Source organism: Methylobacterium sp. PvR107 (assembly GCF_017833295.1).
Taxonomy (GTDB): domain Bacteria; phylum Pseudomonadota; class Alphaproteobacteria; order Rhizobiales; family Beijerinckiaceae; genus Methylobacterium.
Genome location: NZ_JAFIBW010000001.1, coordinates 990,233 through 1,008,283 on the forward strand (window position 1 = coordinate 990,233; position 18,051 = coordinate 1,008,283).

Annotated in this window: 19 protein-coding genes and 1 tRNA gene; 13 read left to right on the top strand and 7 right to left on the bottom strand. The window is 71.0% G+C overall.

Annotation, left to right across the window (positions count from 1 at the left end; all coding sequences use genetic code 11):
* Window positions 1-81: 81 nt before the first annotated feature.
* Window positions 82-330, top strand: coding sequence for a DUF6894 family protein (locus JOE48_RS04515; protein WP_210028225.1), 249 nt, complete (start codon window positions 82-84; stop codon window positions 328-330).
* A 39-nt stretch (window positions 331-369) separates the two neighbouring features.
* Here JOE48_RS04515 and JOE48_RS04520 read toward each other — a convergent pair.
* The 3 genes from JOE48_RS04520 to JOE48_RS30110 form a co-directional block, all read right to left on the bottom strand.
* Window positions 370-445: transfer RNA gene (locus tag JOE48_RS04520), tRNA-Thr, on the bottom strand.
* 108 nt (window positions 446-553) lie between these two features.
* Window positions 554-1,699: a 3-dehydroquinate synthase gene (aroB, locus tag JOE48_RS30105; protein ID WP_312893070.1), complete on the bottom strand. Its 1,146-nt coding sequence runs from the start codon at window positions 1,697-1,699 to the stop codon at window positions 554-556.
* Window positions 1,700-1,717: 18 nt separating this feature from the next.
* On the bottom strand, window positions 1,718-2,320 hold the full coding sequence (locus JOE48_RS30110) for a shikimate kinase (protein WP_245253091.1): 603 nt from the start codon (window positions 2,318-2,320) through the stop codon (window positions 1,718-1,720).
* Window positions 2,321-2,575: 255 nt separating this feature from the next.
* Between JOE48_RS30110 and JOE48_RS04530 the strand changes: the two genes are divergently transcribed.
* From JOE48_RS04530 to JOE48_RS04540, 3 genes are all read left to right on the top strand, one after another.
* Window positions 2,576-2,728, top strand: a complete 153-nt coding sequence (locus JOE48_RS04530) for a histidine kinase (protein WP_192708576.1) — start codon at window positions 2,576-2,578, stop codon at window positions 2,726-2,728.
* 32 nt (window positions 2,729-2,760) lie between these two features.
* Window positions 2,761-3,669: a site-specific tyrosine recombinase XerD gene (locus tag JOE48_RS04535; RefSeq protein WP_245253092.1), complete on the top strand. Its 909-nt coding sequence runs from the start codon at window positions 2,761-2,763 to the stop codon at window positions 3,667-3,669.
* Between the two features lie 131 nt (window positions 3,670-3,800).
* The gene (locus tag JOE48_RS04540; RefSeq protein WP_210028227.1) at window positions 3,801-4,319 is read left to right on the top strand and encodes a MarR family winged helix-turn-helix transcriptional regulator; all 519 of its coding nucleotides are present in this window, start codon (window positions 3,801-3,803) and stop codon (window positions 4,317-4,319) included.
* A gap of 68 nt (window positions 4,320-4,387) precedes the next feature.
* Here the strand turns inward: JOE48_RS04540 and JOE48_RS04545 are convergent, their stop codons facing one another.
* On the bottom strand, window positions 4,388-4,753 hold the full coding sequence (locus JOE48_RS04545) for a cytochrome c family protein (RefSeq protein WP_210028234.1): 366 nt from the start codon (window positions 4,751-4,753) through the stop codon (window positions 4,388-4,390).
* A 702-nt stretch (window positions 4,754-5,455) separates the two neighbouring features.
* Here JOE48_RS04545 and JOE48_RS04550 point away from each other — a divergent pair.
* The 6 genes from JOE48_RS04550 (at window position 5,456) to xseA (ending at window position 11,227) form a co-directional block, all read left to right on the top strand.
* Window positions 5,456-5,719 (top strand): hypothetical protein, encoded by a 264-nt coding sequence (locus JOE48_RS04550; RefSeq protein ID WP_210028236.1) that lies wholly within the window; start codon window positions 5,456-5,458, stop codon window positions 5,717-5,719.
* Between the two features lie 112 nt (window positions 5,720-5,831).
* Window positions 5,832-6,089, top strand: coding sequence for a DUF6894 family protein (locus JOE48_RS04555; RefSeq protein ID WP_210028238.1), 258 nt, complete (start codon window positions 5,832-5,834; stop codon window positions 6,087-6,089).
* 65 nt (window positions 6,090-6,154) lie between these two features.
* On the top strand, window positions 6,155-6,370 hold the full coding sequence (locus JOE48_RS04560; protein ID WP_210028246.1) for an Rmf/CrpP family protein: 216 nt from the start codon (window positions 6,155-6,157) through the stop codon (window positions 6,368-6,370).
* A complete protein-coding gene (locus JOE48_RS04565) occupies window positions 6,370-7,689 on the top strand; it encodes an MFS transporter (protein ID WP_210028248.1) in 1,320 nt (439 codons plus the stop codon). Before JOE48_RS04560 ends, JOE48_RS04565 begins: the two co-directional genes overlap by 1 nt.
* 320 nt (window positions 7,690-8,009) lie before the next feature.
* Window positions 8,010-9,482 (top strand): MDR family MFS transporter, encoded by a 1,473-nt coding sequence (locus tag JOE48_RS04570; RefSeq protein WP_210028250.1) that lies wholly within the window; start codon window positions 8,010-8,012, stop codon window positions 9,480-9,482.
* Between the two features lie 50 nt (window positions 9,483-9,532).
* Window positions 9,533-11,227 carry an exodeoxyribonuclease VII large subunit gene (xseA, locus tag JOE48_RS04575; RefSeq protein WP_210028258.1) on the top strand — a complete coding sequence of 565 codons (1,695 nt, stop codon included), beginning with the start codon at window positions 9,533-9,535 and terminating at the stop codon, window positions 11,225-11,227.
* A gap of 16 nt (window positions 11,228-11,243) precedes the next feature.
* On the opposite strand, the gene JOE48_RS04580 is transcribed toward xseA, so the two are convergent.
* Window positions 11,244-11,993 (bottom strand): GNAT family N-acetyltransferase, encoded by a 750-nt coding sequence (locus JOE48_RS04580; protein WP_245252708.1) that lies wholly within the window; start codon window positions 11,991-11,993, stop codon window positions 11,244-11,246.
* Window positions 11,994-12,116: 123 nt separating this feature from the next.
* On the opposite strand from JOE48_RS04580, the gene JOE48_RS04585 reads away from it, so the two are divergent.
* Entirely contained in the window at window positions 12,117-13,541 is a 1,425-nt protein-coding gene (locus tag JOE48_RS04585) for an alpha/beta hydrolase (RefSeq protein WP_210028260.1), read from the top strand.
* The gene (locus JOE48_RS04590; RefSeq protein ID WP_210028262.1) at window positions 13,538-15,097 is read left to right on the top strand and encodes a GMC family oxidoreductase; all 1,560 of its coding nucleotides are present in this window, start codon (window positions 13,538-13,540) and stop codon (window positions 15,095-15,097) included. The genes JOE48_RS04585 and JOE48_RS04590 overlap by 4 nt, the downstream gene beginning before the upstream one ends.
* A gap of 18 nt (window positions 15,098-15,115) precedes the next feature.
* Here the strand turns inward: JOE48_RS04590 and JOE48_RS04595 are convergent, their stop codons facing one another.
* Both JOE48_RS04595 and JOE48_RS04600 read right to left on the bottom strand, forming a co-directional pair.
* Window positions 15,116-15,832 carry a GNAT family N-acetyltransferase gene (locus JOE48_RS04595; RefSeq protein ID WP_210028264.1) on the bottom strand — a complete coding sequence of 239 codons (717 nt, stop codon included), beginning with the start codon at window positions 15,830-15,832 and terminating at the stop codon, window positions 15,116-15,118.
* On the bottom strand, window positions 15,829-16,455 hold the full coding sequence (locus tag JOE48_RS04600) for an FMN-binding negative transcriptional regulator (protein ID WP_210028273.1): 627 nt from the start codon (window positions 16,453-16,455) through the stop codon (window positions 15,829-15,831). The genes JOE48_RS04595 and JOE48_RS04600 overlap by 4 nt, the downstream gene beginning before the upstream one ends.
* Window positions 16,456-16,556: 101 nt before the next feature.
* On the opposite strand from JOE48_RS04600, the gene JOE48_RS04605 reads away from it, so the two are divergent.
* On the top strand, window positions 16,557-18,038 hold the full coding sequence (locus JOE48_RS04605) for a PLP-dependent aminotransferase family protein (protein ID WP_210028275.1): 1,482 nt from the start codon (window positions 16,557-16,559) through the stop codon (window positions 18,036-18,038).
* The last annotated feature ends 13 nt before the right edge of the window (window positions 18,039-18,051 follow it).

Below are 18,051 nucleotides of genomic sequence, written 5' to 3' on the forward strand. Positions count from 1 at the left end.
CTTACTTGTTTCGCCAGGATGTGTAAAATGTGATTCGCCGTCGACGGATCGCGGTTCAATAACGCAACAGGGGCGTTCGCAATGCCTCGCTTCTATTTCGACATCCACGATGGTGAACTTCTCCCCGACGAGGAGGGCACCGAGTGCGCGGATTTCGAAGCCGCTCGGGAGAAGGTGCTTGCCAGCCTGCCGGATGTCGCCGGCTGGATCACGCCTGTCGACAGTGACAATCAGGCCGTCTCCGTGCTGGTTCGCGACGAGATGGGCCGGGAAGTCTATACCGCGACGCTCACATTCGCTGCCAGCAGGCTGGACCAAACGGCCTCGTAGGCGGCGCGGTTCTCGGCGCGCGGGAGCGGAGCGGAAAAGTGGTGCCGCAAGAGGGATTCGAACCCCCGACCCCCTCATTACGAATGAGGTGCTCTACCAGCTGAGCTATTGCGGCCCAGGCCCGACCAGGGCCGTAAACGGCGCGGATCTGGCCGCGCCGGCTGAGGCAGGCTCATACCGGGCCGACCCGCGTTAGGCAAGGCCGGTCACGTCGCGATCAGCGTCAGGCGCGAGGCTCGGCACCGAGCTCGTTGCGCAGGAACGCCGCAACCTCCGCCCGGTCCACCCCTGGTGCGATGAAGCTCTGTCCGATGCCGCGCGCGAGGATGAAGGTCAGCGCGCCGTCGCGGACCTTCTTGTCCTGAGCCATCGCGTCGAGGATCGTCTCGGCATCGCCGCACCCGCCGGGGACGGCCTGAAGACGGGTCGGCAGGCCCGCGAGCGCGAGATGGTTGGCCACGCGCCCCGCATCCTGCCCGGCGCAGAGGCCGAGCCGCGCCGAGAACCGGAAGGCCAGCGCCAGCCCGATCGCCACGCCCTCTCCGTGAACCAGCCGCGCCGGGTCGTAGCCGGTCAGGCGTTCGAGGGCATGACCGAAGGTGTGGCCGAGGTTCAGGAGCGCCCGCTCGCCGTCCTCTCGCTCGTCCCGGGTCACCACCGCGGCCTTGGCGCGGCAGCAGGCCGCCACCGCCGCCTCGCGCTCCGGCCCGCCTGCGAAGATCCCGCGCCAGTTGGCCTCGCACCAGTCGAAGAAGCCGGAATCGGCGATTAGCCCGTATTTGGCGACCTCGGCGTAGCCGGCGCGCATCTCGCGCTCGGACAATGTGTCGAGGGTTGCGGTATCCGCCAGAACCAGGCGGGGCTGATGGAAGGCGCCGATCAGGTTCTTGCCGAGCGGCGCGTTGATGCCGGTCTTGCCGCCGACGGAGGAATCGACCTGGGCGAGCAGGCTCGTGGGCACCTGCACGAAGCGCACGCCCCGCCGCAAGGTCGCGGCCGCGAAACCGGCGAGGTCTCCGACCACGCCGCCGCCCAGGGCCACGACGAGGTCGCCGCGCTCGACCTTCAGGGCCAGCAGGCCATCGCAGACCTGCGCGTAGCCCGCGTAGGATTTCGACCCCTCGCCGGGCGCAACCGTCACGACGCCCGCCTGCAGGCCGGCCCGCTCCAGGCTCGCGGTCAGGCGTTCGGCATAGAGCGCGCCGACGTTCTCATCCGTGACGATGGCTGCGCGGCGCCCCCCGAGTGCGGCCACCTGCTGGCCGGCGCTGCCGATCAGGCCGCGCCCGATCCGGATGTCGTAGGCGCGGCCGCCGTCGAGCGGCACGTGGACCGTCAGCGGGTCCGGAAGGGTGGAAGACTCGGTCACAGGCGGGCTCGCTCAAATCTACTGGGCGGCGACATGGACTGTGCGTTCGCCGTTGAGATGCGCGTCGAGCGCCTCCAGGACGTCCTGGACGACGCGGTCGTGGGACACTTCCCGGGAGATCACCATCACGTCGGCCGCGGCATAGACCGGGTGGCGAACCGCCATCAGGTCGCGCATCGTCCCCTCGGGATCCTCGGTCTGGAGCAGCGGCCGGTTCCCGCGCTTGCGCACCCGACGCATCAGCACGTCGAGATCGGCCTTCAGCCAGACCGACACGGCGGATTCGGCGATGCGCGCACGCGTGGCCTCGCGCAGATAGGCGCCCCCGCCGGTGGCCAGCACCAGCGGGCCGGCCCGCAGCAGCCGCGAGATCACACGCTCCTCGCCGTCGCGGAAGCTCGGTTCGCCGTAGATCGCAAAGATATCGGGGATCGTCAGGCCGGCGGCCGCCTCGATCTCGTGATCGGCATCCTTGAAGATCAGGCCCAGGCGGCTGGCGAGGCGTCGGCCGACGGTGCTCTTGCCCGCGCCCATCAGGCCGACGAGCACGATCGAGCGCACGCCCAGTGCGCGGCGCAGACGCGCCTCGATCGGTTCACCAGCCTCGTCCTCCGCGATCATCGAAAGCTGCACCGCATCCGTGTGGCGTCCCCGCCTCCCCGACGGTCCCGGGCGCGTGGCACGGGACGGGCTATCATCCTGTGTCAGGCTCTTAGCGCGATTCATGCGCCCTGCGAAACGCATCGCTGTGTCGTTGTGGGCCTTGTCAGCGCCTTGTTCGCGTGATGGAAACCGGGCACCCGCGGCAACTCGGAGCAGGCCTCCGCTTGCCCCGACCCCCGCCGACCGCGCCCGTCCGCCCGAGGTTCGACCGACGTGCCGACCCTGCTTCGTTTCTTTGCCACCCTCGCGATCCTGGCGGGCCTGGTCTTCGCGGCGATGTTCACGCTGGCGAACTTCGTCCAGCCGACCCCGCGGGAGATGACCGTCACGATCCCGGCCTCGAAGCTTCAGCCGGGCAACCGTTGAGCGAGGCCGACGCCGGTGTGGGCGCCGTCCGGATGCCCTGCCCCGAGGCTGTCGATTATCTCGATATGCTGGCGGCGGAGCGCGGCGCCAGCGGCAACACCCTGGTGGCCTACCGGCGCGACCTCAACGATTATCTCGGCTATCTCGGCCGCGCCGGCATCGCGCTGGCCGATGTGGATGCCGGCACGCTCAGGGCCTTCCTGATCGATCTCGAAAGCCGTGGGCTGAAGGCGTCCTCGGCGGCCCGGCGCCTGTCCTGCGTGCGCGGTTTCCACAAGTTCCTCTACGCCGAGGGAGACGCTCGCGCCGATCCCAGCGTCGCGGTCTCGGGGCCGCGCCGGGGCCGCGTGCTGCCCAAGATCCTGTCCGTCGCGGAGGTCGACCGCCTGCTCGCCACCGCGCAGGAGGCGGTCGCGGCCGAGCAGGCGCCGGGCCCGGCCCGCCGGGCGCGGCGGATGCTCGGCCTGCTCGAACTCCTCTACGCGACGGGCCTGCGCGTCTCCGAACTTGTCGCCCTGCCCCGGGCCGCGGGGGTCAGCCGTGAGCGCTATCTCTTCATCAAGGGAAAGGGCGGCCGGGAGCGCCTCGTGCCCCTCACGGAGGCGGCCCGTGCCGCCATGGCGGCCCACCTTGCGGCCGTGCCGGAGGAATCCGCCTGGCTGTTTCCCGCCGACAGCGACAGCGGCCATCTGACCCGGCAGGCCTTCGCCCGGGATCTCAAGGCGGCGGCGGTGGCGGCTGGGCTGCGGCCCGATCGCGTCAGCCCGCACGTGCTGCGCCATGCCTTCGCCAGCCATCTGCTGCAGAATGGCGCCGATCTGCGCATCGTCCAGGAATTGCTCGGCCACGCCGACATCTCCACGACGCAGATCTACACGCACGTCCTCGATGAGCGCCTGAAGGCGATGGTACGCGATCTGCACCCGTTGATGGACGGCTGAACGCAACTCCGCGGCGAATGTCGTGGGGCTCTGTCGTCCGCACCAATTGTACAGGTTTAGCGAACTGCCTAAGAGTGGCGTTTCGCCATACCGGTATGTGAGACCGACTTTACCAGAGAGAGATCATTCCGATGTCAGGCCCGACTGCTTCGCAGAGCGGCGCTGAGCCGAACCCGGCGGGGCATGCGACGACCGACGAGCCATCGCAGCAGGACCGGCAGCGCCTCGACAACCAGCTGTGCTTCGCGGTCTACGCTGCCGCGCACGCCTTCGGCCGCGCCTATCGCACGCTCCTCGGCCGGCACGAGCTGACCTACCCGCAATATCTCGTGCTGCTCGTGCTGTGGGAGCAGGACGGCCTGTCGGTGAAGGAGATCGGCAACCGTCTGTTCCTCGACTCGGGGACGCTGACGCCGTTGCTCAAGCGTCTCGAAGCGTCAGGTCGTGTCCGGCGTGCCCGGGACCGTGTCGACGAGCGGCAGGTCAGCATCTTCCTGACCCCGGCCGGCGAGACGCTGCGTGATGTCCTCGCCTGCATCCCCGACGAGGCGGGCGGCCGGACCGGACTCGACACGAAGGGCCGCCAGAACCTGCTGCACGATCTCGTCACCCTCAGGCTGGGCCTTCAGTCCGGGCTTATTCCGGACTAGCCGATCCTGACGGGCCCCGGGGCGGCCTGAGGCCGGCCCCGGGGTTTCGGCACGCGGCCGGTCCGACCTCAGGACTGCGTCTTGAGGTAGGCGATCACGTCGTTGATCTTCTTGTCGTCCGGGTAGCCCTGGAAGATCATCTTGGTGCCCGGCACCTTCGCCTTCGGGTTCTTCAGCCACTCGTGAAGATTGGCCTCGTCCCAGGTGATGCCGGAATTCTTCAGCGCGGCGGAGTAGCTGTAGCCCTCGTAGGTGCCCGCCTTGCGGCCGACGACGCCCTTCAGGTCCGGACCCACGCCGTTCTTCTGAAAGTTGTGGCACGCCTTGCACGGGGCGAATGCCTTCTCGCCGGCGGCCGCGTCGCCGGCCTCCTGGGCCTGAACTGACAGCGGGATCAGGGCGGCAAGGACGGCGCCGAGAACGAGTGAACGCATGGATTTCCTCCTGTTGGCCGCCGGCGCGGCAGCGCTGAAGGCAGAGCTTGCCTGCCTGGAACAGCTCTAAATGAATCCCCACGCACGGTGCAACGGCCTAGTCTCCTGAAGCTGCGCACCGGGCGCTGGATCGGCGCCCGCGTCCGGCCGCCGTCTGCCTCAACACGGAAGCTTCGGCATTGGCTCCCTGCGGCACTTGGAAGCTTCGAGATGCCGGGCGAGGCCGCGATCGCGACCGCGTGGTCCGGGTGCTTGTCGACGGGAGCCCAGGCCCTGTAAGTTCGCCGCTGCCGTGCCGACGAACCAGACACCGCTCCCAGAAAGCCTGACGCGTCTGCTCGTCGCGCCGTCACCGCGCGCGGCCACGGCCGAGCCGCACCGCAGGCCGCGCTGGCGCGATGCGCGGACCGGAACTCGGCTCAGAATGCGACGCATCCGGCGCTGGAAGCGACGCTGCTGCGCGGCTTCGTCTACGGCGTGACGGGCATCGTTTGGCTCGTCGTGCTGGCGCTGACATTGCGCCATCTGACGCGCTGAGCAGGCGGCGCATGGGCGTGTGACACCTCCCTGTGGATAGTGGTGGCCGACCCGCTAAGCCGTAGACTTCACCGCTATCTCGTCATTGAAATCCGGTATCGAGGTGCTCGATTACGGCGGGGATCGACCCGATCGCTCCGCATATCGTGTGCTGGGAACCGGACTATGAGCCTGACCGGACGCTTCTGGTTTCGGAGAACCTGGACCGGCCGCCTCATCCTCCTCGTCGAGGAAGAGCGACCGCGCTGGTTCGGGCGCGGCGCCGGCAAGCCGCGCTGGCGCAACGCCAAGCTGATGGACTTCGCCGAGCCCGAGCTGAGACCGCTCATGACCATGGAGAAGCATCACCGCTCGGGCGCCACCTCGGCGCAGGTTCGGACGCTCCGGCCCGTTCCCTCCACGCCGGAGCCGAAGGCCGCCAACGGCTGAGCTGCCGTTCAGGGACGCGCCCGTCAAAGCGGGTGCTGTTCCGGGCGGCTTCGATCACCACCTGGGAGGTCCGCACCCGTCGAGGCGCGCTTCTGAGCCGGTGACGAAGCCTATGCCACGCTATTTCTTCCACACCCAGATCGGCGAGGACGTGATCACCGATCCCACCGGGATCGAGCTGCGCGATCCGGACGAGGCCTGGGAGAGGGCCCGTGCCACGATCCGCGCCGCCCTTCGCTCCCCCCAGGAGCAGTCTCGGCTGATGACCGCCTGCCTGGTCGTGACCGATGCCGCGGGCGAGGTGGTCCTGGAATTTCCGTTCAGCGAGGCGGTCACGCCGCCTCCGCCGGAGGATCCCACGGTTCACTGACAGCGGCGGTCCGGCAACCGCGCCCTACATCGCGGCGGACGCTATGGACGAGGATCCGTGACAGGATGGATACGCCCCCCAACGATCTCGACGCACATGCGCTCGGCCGCGCCGCGCCCCTGAAGGGCCTCGCCCGCGAGGCCTGCCCCTACGCCGAGGGGACGGAGGCGCGCAAACTTTGGCTCGCCGGCTACAATGAAGCCCTGACGGCCGGCGTCGAGCCCGTCACCGGTGGGATCGCCAAGGATCCGGTCCACACGCCGTCCGGTCTGGTGCGCTGATGGATGCGCGGACCGGAACGAGCGTCGGCGCACCCAGGCACCCGGCCCTGAACCGCAAGGCGGTGGGCGCCGTGGTGCTCGGCAACGCCCTCGAATTCTACGACTTCACCGTCTACGCCTTCTTTGCCAAGGCGATTGGTGAGGCATTCTTCCCGGCCAACGACCCGACCCACAGCCTGCTCGCCTCGCTGGCCTTATTTGGCATCGGCTACGTCATGCGGCCGATCGGGGGCGCGCTGATCGGCGCCTTCGCGGACCGCGCCGGTCGCAAGCCCGCGATGCTGATCACCATCGCGCTGATGGCGGTCGGCATGCTGATGCTGGCGGTCTGCCCGTCCTACGCGACGATCGGCGGCTGGGCGCAGGTCATCGTTATCGCCGGCCGGCTCGTTCAGGGCCTCGCGCTCGGCGGCGAGGTCGGCCCGTCGACGGCCTACCTGCTGGAGGCGGCGCCCCCGGAGCGGCGCGGTTTCGTAACGAGCTGGCAGATCGCCAGCCAGGGCTGCGCCGCCTTGTTCGCCGGTCTCGTGGCGACCACGCTGGCGCTGACGGTCGGGGACCGCGCCATGGCGGAATGGGGCTGGCGGCTGATGTTCGCGCTCGGCCTGTGCGTGGTCCCGGTGGGCCTCGTGATCCGCAGCCATCTTCCGGAGACGGCTGGCGCCGCGGAGGATCCGCACGCGGCCGCCTCGACGCTCGCCGTGGTCCGGCGGCTCCTGCGCGAGCACGGTCGGCTTCTCGGCCTCACCTTCCTGGTCATATCGGCCTCCACGGTCTCGAATGCCGTCGGCACCAACATGCCGGTCTATGCCGGCGCGACGCTGGGCCTGAGCGAGACGGCGTCCACCGCGGTGCCGATCGCGCTGGGCCTCGCCTCGGTGGTGTTCCCGTTGCTCGGCGGCTGGCTCGCAGATCGTGTCGGGCGACGGCCGGTGATGATCTGGCCGCGGGCGCTGATCCTGGTTCTCGCCGTCCCGGCCTTCGCCTGGGTGCTGCACGCTCCGAGCGCGGCAAGTGTCTACGCGGTGACGTTCCTGCTCTCGGCCCTGTCCTCGATCAACGCCGCGGCCGTGATCGTCGGCATCCCCGAGGCGCTGCCGCGGGCGGTGCGCAGCGCCGGCCTGTCGATCGTCTACGCGGTGGCGGTCTCGGTGTTCGGCGGCAGCACCAACTATCTCGTGAACTGGCTGATCGCCGCGACCGGAGACCGGCTCGCGCCCGCCTACTACCTCGCGGCCTTCAGCCTCGTCGGGACGGTCGCCGCGCTGCTGCTGCCGGAAACCCGCGGGCGCGATCTCGACGCCGATACCGAGGCGTAGCGGCAGGCAGGAAATGCCGTTCTCGGGTCCGCCGGTCGACGCCGGCAGGTCGCTCATTGGACGCCGCTGCGCTGTCGGCTCAGCCGCCACCCCGTCATCCCGGGGCCGCGCGGCGGAGCCCGGGATCCAGACCCGCCGAGGTGCCGAGTGCTGGCGCAGTTTGCGGTTCGGGATTCCAGGCTCGCCTTTGGCGCCCCGGAAAGACGCCGCGGGAGGCCTGACGCCGTTCATGTGCGTTCCCGCACGACACTCGCGCGGGGCGACGGATTGCGCGTGGTTCGACGCTAGGTCGCTGGCACGGCCAGGACTAGACCGCGTCCATGCCGATTCCCGCTGAGACGCGCCGCCCGCTGGTCCTCGCCGCGGTGATGGCAGCGATGTTCATGATCGCCATTGAGGCGACTATCGTGTCGACGGCCATGCCGCAGATTGCCGGCCAGCTCGGCGACCTCCACCTCTATGCCTGGGTCTTCGCCTCGTTCCTCCTGACCCAGACCGCCACGACGGTGGTGTTCGGCAAGCTGTCGGATCTCTACGGCCGCCGGCCGGTGCTGCTGTTCGGCATCGCGGTCTTCCTGATGGGGTCCCTGCTCTGCGGCCTCGCCTGGTCGATGCCGTCCCTGATCCTGTTCCGCCTCGTCCAGGGCGTCGGCGCAGGCGCGATCCAGCCGGTGAGTCTGACGGTGGTCGGCGATCTCTACTCGGCGCGGGAGCGCGGCCGCGTCCAGGGCTACCTCGCAAGCGTCTGGGGCATCTCCTCGGTGGCTGGACCGCTGGTCGGCGGCCTGATCATCGGCCATCTGAGCTGGCCGTGGATCTTCTGGATCAACCTGCCGATCGGCGTGATCGCGGCCGGCCTGTTCCTCCGCTTCCTGCATGAGGGCGTCGAGCGTCGCAGCCGCCAGATCGACGCCCTGGGCGCTGCCTTGTTCACCGCCGCCATCGCGGCTCTGATGATCGCGTTGACCGCGGCGGGGGACTCGGCCGCCGCGGCTCTGTGGCCGGCTATGGGCTTCGTGGTTGCCGCGATCCTGTTCGTGCTTCAGGAGCGGCGGGCTCCCGATCCGATGCTCGATATCCGCCTGTGGATGCAGCGGCCGATCGCCACCGCCAACACCGCGACCCTCCTCTCCGGCATGACGGTGATCGGGCTCACGGCGTTCCTGCCGATGTACGTCCAGGGTGTATTGCGGCAATCGCCCCTGATCGCCGGCCTGACGCTGACTCTCATGGTGCTCGGCTGGCCGATCGGCGCCACCACGGCGGCGCGCAGCTTCGTGCGCTTCGGACTGCGCCCGATCCTGCTGGTCGGCGCGACCCTGCTGCCGCTCGGTGCGACCGCGTTCGTGGCCCTGGGTCCCTCGAGCTCACCGGTCGTCGCGGCCTGCGGCTCGGTGGTGATGGGCCTCGGCATGGGGTTCCTGTCGACCGCCGCCATCGTGATCATCCAGGACAGCGTCGCCTGGGCGCAGCGCGGGGCGGCGACGGCCTCGAACATCTTCGCGCGCAACCTCGGCTCGACATTAGGGGCCACCGTCTTCGGCGCCGTGCTGAATTACCGGCTGGCGCATCCCGCGAGCGGACCGACGGTCAATTCCGACGAGCTGCGGCGCCTGCTCGACGACCCGGCAAGCCTCGGCCCCGGGGGCGACGCGATCCGCGACGGACTCCAGCACGCCCTCCACGGCACGTTCTGGACGGTCTTCGCGGTCGCCGTGCTGACCCTGCTCCTGTCACTCCTGGTTCCGCCCGTGGCGCTCTCGGATCGCCCGCGCGAACTCGCGGTGGAGTAAGCCCCCGGCCGGCGCTTCCGTGCGGCCGCGTCATGCTCTAGCGTCCGGCCATGCCCCTCGTGCCGCCCCCGCGTCCAGCAGCCAGCCAAGCGGCGGATATTCCGCCGACCAGCGTGCTCAATGCCAATCAGCCCGAATGGACGGTGGGCGACCTCGCCGGCGCGCTCAAACGGACGCTGGAGGACGCGTTCGGCCATGTGCGCCTGCGCGGCGAGATCTCGGGCTATCGCGGGCAGCACGGATCGGGCCATGCCTATTTCTCCCTGAAGGACGGTCAGGCGCGCATCGACGCGGTCGTCTGGAAGGGGGTGTTCGGGCGCCTCCGCCAGCGTCCCCAGGAGGGGCTGGAGGTCATCGCCACCGGCCGCATCACCACCTTCGCGGGCAAGTCCTCGTACCAGATCGTGGTCGAAAGCCTGGAGCCGGCGGGCCTCGGCGCCTGGATGGCGCTGCTGGAGGAGCGCAAGAAGCAACTCGCCGCCGAGGGGCTGTTCGCCCCGGAACACAAGCGCGCGATCCCCTACCTGCCGCAGGTCGTCGGCGTCGTCACTTCGCCGACAGGCGCGGTGATCCGCGACATCCTCCACCGGCTGGAGGACCGCTTTCCCCGCCCCGTCCTGGTCTGGCCGGTCCGGGTCCAGGGCGACGGGGCTGCCGAGGAGATCGCGGCCGCGATCCGCGGCTTCAACGCGCTGAAGCCCGGCGGCCCGGTCCCGCGCCCGGACGTGCTGATCGTCGCCCGCGGCGGCGGCTCCATCGAGGATCTCTGGGCCTTCAACGAGGAATGCGTGGTCCGCGCCGCCTTCGAGAGCGCGATCCCACTGATCTCGGCGGTCGGGCACGAGACCGACACGACGCTGATCGATTACGTCTCCGATCGACGCGCCCCGACACCCACGGGCGCCGCCGAGATGGCCGTGCCGGTCCGCGCCGACCTGATCGCCACCGTTGCGGATCTCTCCGCCCGGAGCGTCGGGGCGGTCGGCCGCCGGATCGAGCGCGATCGGGTCGACCTGCGGGCACTCGGCCGGGCGCTGCCGAGCGCCGACGCCCTGCTCGCCGCCAAACGGCAGCGGCTCGATCTCGCCGAGGCCCGCCTCGCCCCGGCCCTGGCGGCGGGCGCAAGCCGTCACCGGGCGCGGCTTCAGTTGCTCCTCGACCGGATGGCCCGCCGCTCGCCCGATGTGGCGCTCGCCAACGCCCGCGCGCGGCTGGCGCGGATCGACCACCGGCCGCTCCAAGCACTGCGCAACGACGTGCAGCGCAAGGGCGAGGCGCTTGTCCAGCTCGCCCGCCGCCTCGTCGTCGCCCGGGACGCCAGCCTGGAACGGGCCCGGGCGCTTCAGGCGCGCCGCGCCGACCGTCTGCTCGCCCTCTCGGACCGCCTCATTCAGGCGGGGACGCGCAGTGTCGAGCGCCGGCGCGACCGGCTGGAGGGCTTGGCGGGATTGCTCGGCTCGCTCAGCTACCGCGCCGTGCTCGAACGAGGCTACGTGCTCGTGCGGGACGCCGCCGGCCTCCCGGTGCGGCATGCCGCGGATGCGGCGGCGGCACAGAGACTTCGCCTTCAATTCGCCGACGGCAGCGTCGAGGCGATTCCCGACGACGGAGCCGATTCATCCTCGGCCGGCAAGGCCGCGCGTCGGGTCGGCCCGCGGACGCCGTCAGCCTCTCGCGCCGCGGAGCGGCGGACGCCCGCGAAGCCGGCCGCGCCGGTGCGACAGGGTTCGTTGTTCGACGCCTGACGCGGGCCGCGCGGGCTCAGGCGGGCCCGACGCGGTAATGGTAGCGGTAGAGTTCCGTTCCGAAGCCGAGCCCGCCGTAGAGCGCCCGCGCCGGCGTGTTGGTGGCGACCACCTGCAGGCAGGCCGACCGTGCACCCGCCTGCCGCGCCCACCGCAACAGCGCCGTGACCGCCCGCTTGGCGTGGCCCCGGCCGCGCAGGGCCTCGGGCGTGACCACCGACTCGATGACCAGAAGCTCGCGATCAAGCACGCCGAAGGCGATCGCCGCGATACCCGCCTCCGCTGCGGCCGCCGCGAAGGCGCGCGGCTGGACCAGGGCCGCGACCGTGTCGCGGAACACCTGCGCGGCGCCGGCATCGGCCCTGTTCACCGCGTCGCGCAGGGCCAGCCACTCGGCTCCGGGCTCCGAAGCGACCGCGACGGACGGATCCGGAACCGCCGAGAGGCCGTCGAGGTCGCGGTAGAGCGTGCAGGTCTCATCGACCACCGCGTAGCCGGATCCCGCAAGAAGCGGTTCCATCTGCGGCGCGATCTCCGGGATCCGGAAGATCGCTCGCTGCCCGAGACGGCCGTAGATCGCGCGCGCGGCCGCGATGGCCGGCTCCGGCGGCCCGCTACCGCGCAGGGGATTGACGGAGTTCTGCCGCTTCGACGGCCCTCCGGCGGCGCGCAGAAGATAGCCCTGAACCAGCAGCTGGCGCGGGCTCGGCCAGGCGTTGAGACAGGCTTCCTCGACGCGCCAGGCGAGCTCGCGGTCCGCGATCATGGCATCCTCCGGCGGCGGTGATCGCACGCGGCCCGGACTCGGCCAACAGGCGCTCCGGGAAGTCTTCGGCCATGCGGCGTCGCGTACGCTTGAAGCCTCTCGGGCTCGCGCGATGTCTCGGCGATGTCTGAACCTGAAATCCTGTTCTGCCTGCATTTTCTGGGTGGCAGCGCGCGAAGCTGGGCGCCGCTCGCGCGCGCCCTCGACGGCGCGTTGACGTGCGTGCCCGTAGACTTGCCGGGATTCGGCCAGGAAGCCGGCAAGACGGGCTTCTCCGTCGCCGCCATGGCCGACCACGTGGCTGCGGCTGTGCGCGGCCGGGCGCCCACGCATTACGCGATCGCGGGTCACAGCATGGGCGCCAAGGTGGCCCTGGCCCTGGCGCGCCGCGCCGAGGACGGTGAGCCGGGCCTTGCCGGGCTGACCGATCTGGTTCTCGTCTCCGGCTCCCCGCCGAGCCCGGAGCCGATCCCGGAGGATCGCCGAGCACAAATGATCGCCTGGATCGATGCGGATCCCGAGACGCGCCGCCGGGAGGCGCAGGCCTTCGTGCGCGAGAACGTTGGCGCCGCACTGGATTCCGACACGGAAGCCCGGGCCGTGGCGGACGTTCTGCAGGCATCGCCCGATGCGTGGAAGGCGTGGCTCGAATCCGGGGCGCGCGAGGATTGGTGCCGCCGCATCGGGGTCCTGCGCACGCCGGCGCTGATCCTGGCAGGCTCCGAGGACGCGGATCTCGGGCCGGATGCGCAGCAGGCACTGATGACGCCGCATCTGGCGTTTCACCGCCGCGTCACCGTCGACGGCGTTGGTCATCTCCTGCCGCTGGAGCGACCCGAGATCCTGGCCGAACGGGTGCTCGATCATGTCGGCGATTGGCCGCGCGGATCGGCGCAAACAGCCTCTGCGGTGCCACCGGCCTACCGGGCGCTGATCGCCTCGGACCGGGTCAACAGCCGTTTGCGCTCGGTCCTCGACGCCCGCGCCGAGCCGGATGATCCGGCCTATTGCCCGAACGCCGTCGATCCGGTGGAACTCGCGCTGCTGCGCGCCGTCCTCGTCCATGTCCTGCCGGTCCCGGGCATCGATGCGGCAGGCCGGCTCGACAGACGTCTGGCCGAGGGCGCCGGCGACGGATGGCGCTACGCGGCGCTGCCCCCGGACGCGGAGGCCTATTCCGCGGCGTTGCGCACGCTCGATGCGGCCGCGCGAGCCGTACATAACCGGCCGTTCCTGGCCCTCGACATGGAGGCGCAGGCCGCGCTTCTCGTGCTCACGCAGCGCGGGGATATGACGGTGCCGGAGAGTCTCGGCGGCCGGCTGGACGCCGACCGGATGCGGTTCTGGTTCGAGGATCTGCGCGCCGACGCCACCAAGCTCTGGCTGGCTCAGCCGGCGGCTCTGGCGCGGATCGGGTTCTCGGGGATCGGCGCGGGCGGCGACCGGCCGGGCGCGATCGCCGAGGGGCTGCCCGGGTTCCATGACGTCGGGCTCGATGCGCCGGAGCCCTGGGAGCCTCGACCCGCGCAGGTGGAGGCGGCACGATGAACCTCGCCGGGATGCGCACCTACCGCGCGGACGATGTCGTCGACGCGGTCATCGTCGGGACCGGGGCCGGGGGCGCCCCGCTCCTCGCCAGGCTCGCGGCGGCCGGCCTGAAGGTCGTCGCCCTGGAGGCCGGACCGAATTTCACGCCGGAGCGCTTCGCCTTCGACGAGACGCTCGCCGACGAGATCTACTGGACTGAGGAGCGCCTGAGCAGCGGCTCGACGCCGGAGGCCTTCGGCGGCAACAACAGCGGCACCGGGGTCGGTGGTTCGACGCTGCATTGGGGCGCCTTCGTGCCCCGGGCCGATGCCCGTGACCTGCGGCTCCACACGGAGACCGGCGAGGGCGTCGACTGGCCGGTCACCTACGACGAGCTGCTTCCGTACTACGAGCGGGTCGAGCGCTTCCTGGGCGTCTCGGGAGCGCAGGCCTATCCGTGGGATCCCGAGCGCCGGTATCCCCTCCCCCCGGTGCCGCGCAACGGCCCGGCGCGGATCATGGCCGAGGCCTGCGACACGCTCGGCATCCGGTGGGCCGATGCCCCCGCCGCGGTCGTCTCCCGCGACTTCGACTCCGAGGGCGGGCCGCGCCGCAACGCCTGCATCAATTGCGGCTACTGCCACCAGGGCTGCCGCAACGGCGCCAAGGCGAGCATGGACGTGAGCTACCTGCCGCTGGCCGTGACCCATGGCGCTGAGATCCGGCCCGAGGCATTCGTGCACGGCCTCGAGCGCGGTGCCGACGGCCGGGTCACCGCGGTGGTCTACCGGCAAGGCGGCCAGGACCTGCGCCAGCGCTGCGCCGCGGTGTTCCTCTGCGCCGGCGCGGTGGAGACGCCGCGCCTGCTCCTGCATCTCGGGATGGCCAATTCGAGCGACCAAGTCGGGCGCAACTACATGGGCCATGTCGCCACGCAGGTCTGGGGCACGTTCCCGCACGAGGTGCGGATGAACCGGGGCTACCCGTCCGCCCTGATCACCGAGGATTTCATCCGGGCCGGTGCCGATTTCGCCGGCGGCTACCTCGTCCAGAGCCTCGGGGTGGTGCCGGTGACCTTCGGCAATGCAGTCGCGCGCGGGCGCGGCCTTTGGGGCAAGCCCCTGCTCGACTACCTCGATCGCTACAACAACCTCGCGGGCATCGGCATCAACGGCGAGACCCTGCCCTGCGACGCGAACATCCTGAGCTTGTCGGACGAGACCGACGCGCGCGGGATGCGCAAGGCCCATATCAGCTTCGGCTACAGCACCAACGAGAACCGCCTGAACGCGCACGCGACGAAGGTCATGCGGAGCCTGTGGGAGGCGGCGGGCGCCGAGGACATCTGGGTGCTGGAGCGGGTCGCCCACACGATCGGCACCTGCCGGATGGGGCGCGACCGATCGAGCGCGGTTGTCGATCCCACCGGCCGCAGCTTCGACATCGACAACCTGTGGATCTGCGACGGCTCGACCTTCCCGAGTTCGCTGGCCGCCAACCCGGCGCTCACCATCATGGCGCTGAGCCTGCGCACCGCCGAGGCGTTCCTGGCGGCCGGAGTGTCGGGGCGGCGCTGACGCGCCGACCGATCACGCTTATCGAACCGCGTCGCGGAGTTCCGCCAAACCGCGCCGCTGCCGGCCCTCCGCGTCGAAATTTGCGGGATCAAGCCAGGCCGCGAAGCCGGCGCGGACCCGTGGCCACTCGGCATCGGTGATCGAGAACCAGGCCGTGTCGCGGGAGCGGCCCTTTACCACGAGGGCATTGCGGAAGATGCCCTCGAAGGTGAAACCGAGGCGCAGGGCGGCCGCCCGGGACGGGGCGTTGAGGCTGTCGCATTTCCACTCGTAGCGGCGGTAGCCCAGTTCGTCGAAGGCCCGGGCCATCATCAGCGCCATCGCCTCCGTGGCGGCGGGCGCGCGCTGAAGCTTCGGTCCGAAATGCAGATGGCCGACCTCGATCACCCCGTTGCCCGGGTCGATCCGCAGGTATGAGGCGATCCCCAAAGCCTCTCCGCTCGCGCGGTCGAGCACCACGTGGAAGAGCGGATCCTGACTGGCCTCCATCGTCGCGAGCCGTCCGCGGTAGACGGCTTCGCTCGCGGGCATCTCGTCGCCGAGATAGGTCCAGCCGCGCATATCGGGCGCTGCACTGTAGGCCGCGAACAGGGCGGCCGTGTGAGCCTCCGCGACCAAGGGCACGACCCGGCAGGTGCGGCCCTCCAGAGGCGACCGCGGCGGCCGCGGGCGCGCCGTCCAATCTGATAGGTCCGGACCGATCGGCTGGCCGAAGGCGTTGAGGCGCGCGCTCATGTCGGGCTTCGCTCGGCGATGAGGTCGGCGAGAACCTGTTCGCCCTCCGCCTGGAAGCCGGCGATGACGCCGTCGCGGTCCGCCCCGGGCCTGTTCTGGCTCATCTTCCACTTCCCTTCGATGCGGGTGATCGGGATTTCGACGCCGACGAGCGCCCGGACCTGCGCGGCGACGAACGGCTCGGGCGCATCCGACACGGCCCAGGGCGCCGCCCGCGGAGCCTCGCGCAGGGCGGTGAGGTCGGCGATCTGTCGGTGCAGCCAGTCCGCCGCCTCGATCACACGGGGTCGGCCCCAGGCATGGACGGTCGCGTAGTTCCAGGTCGGCACCACCCGCCCGTGCTCGCGCTTGCTCGCGTACCAGCTGGGGGTGACGTAGCCCTGAGGTCCCTGGAATACCACTAGGCACTCCTCCACCGCGGCAAGCTCGCGCCCTTGCGGGTTGGCGCGGGCGAGGTGGGCCCTCAGCGTGCCGTGCTCCCCGACCACATCGAGGAGGAATGGTATCGGGTTGGCGATGAGGCCGCCCGGCCCGGCGGTGACCAGAAGGCCCAGCGGATGGGCGCGGATCAGCGCGTGCTGAGCAGCCTGACTGTCCTCCCGGAAATGCGGCGGCTGGTACATCGCGCCTGTCCTGTCTGGCACTTGGATACGGCTCTGCTTGACCCGTCGGCGGACCAGGCGAAAGGTCCAATTCTTCGAACCCGACTGGACCAGTTTGCACGATGCCCAGGGGGCCGCTTCCGCTGACCGTCAGTCTCGATCCGGCGGCGCCGCTGCCGCTGCACGTGCAGCTCCGTGAGGGCCTGCGCACGGCCATCCTCAACCGCCGCCTGCCACGCGGTGCACGGCTGCCGGCCTCGCGCGTTCTCGCGGCGGATCTCGGCTGCGCCCGCGGGACCGTGGTGCTGGCGCTGGAACAGCTCACCGCGGAAGGCTACCTGACGGCGCGGCCCGGCTCGGCCACGCGCGTCGCCGCGATCTTGCCGGACGACGCGGTCCCGCATTCCGGGCCGGTCACCCGCATGGCTACTGGGCCGGCACCGACGCTGTCGCGGCGCGGGGCCGAGCGCGTCCGTTCACCGCCGCAGCGCTACATGGCGGGACCCGGGGTCCCCGACGCCTTCGCGCTCGGCCGTCCGGCCGTGGACGCATTCCCCTACGAGGTCTGGGCGCGCCTGCTCCAGGCAGAGTGGCGCCACGGTCCGGCCGAGCGGATCGACCCGCGCGGCTCACCGGCGCTCCGCAGCGCGATCGCCGCCTTCCTCGCGCAGGCCCGCGGCGTCGTCTGCGAGGCCGACGACGTCATCGTCACGGCAGGCATCCGCCAGAGCCTGCGCCTTCTGGCCGAGTTGCTCCTCGACCCGGGCGGAACCGCCTGGGTCGAGGAGCCGGGCTTTCCCGGGATCGCCCGGGCGCTGGCGGGCGCGGGCCTGCGTGTCGCGCCGATACCGATCGGGCCGGGCGGCCTCTCGGCAAGCCGCGGGGCGGCCGCGGCGCCTGCGGCCCGGCTCGCCGTGGTCACGCCGGCCCAGCATTACCCCCTCGGCTACGCCATGAGCCTCGAGAACCGGTTGGATCTCCTGGCCTGGGCGGATGCGGTCTCGGGCTGGATCGTCGAGGACGATTACGACGGGGCGTACCGCTATGCCGGGCGCCCGCTCGCGCCGCTGCGCGCCCTCGATCGCGGCGGGCGGGTGATCTATGTCGGCAGCTTCTCCAAGCTCCTGCTGCCCGCCCTGGGCCTGAGCTACCTCGTCCTGCCGCGCGGCCTCGTGGCGCCGGTCAACCAAGCCCTCGCCGAAACCGGTCCGGCTCCGCCCGGGATCGGCCAGTGGGCGCTGGCCCGCTTCATCGAGGACGGGCATCTCGCCGGTCACCTGCGGCGGACCCGCCGCCTCTACGCCCTGCGCCAGGAAGCGCTGGTGCAGGCCGCCGGGCGCCACGCAGCGGACGTGATCGCTGTGGCTCCGATGGAGGGCGGGATGCACCTCATCGCCCGGCCGGGACCCGCCTGGACGCCGTCCCTCGCCGATAGCGCCGCCGCTGCCGCGCTCGGTCGAGCCGGAATCTCCGCGGTGGCGCTGTCGGCCTACCATGCCGGTACGCCGGAGCCGGGGCTGCTTCTCGGCTACGCCGCGGTGCCGGAGCGCGCGATCGAGCCGGCCGTGCGGCGGATGGCGGAGACGCTGCGGCTGGCGACGTGAGGCGGTGCACGTC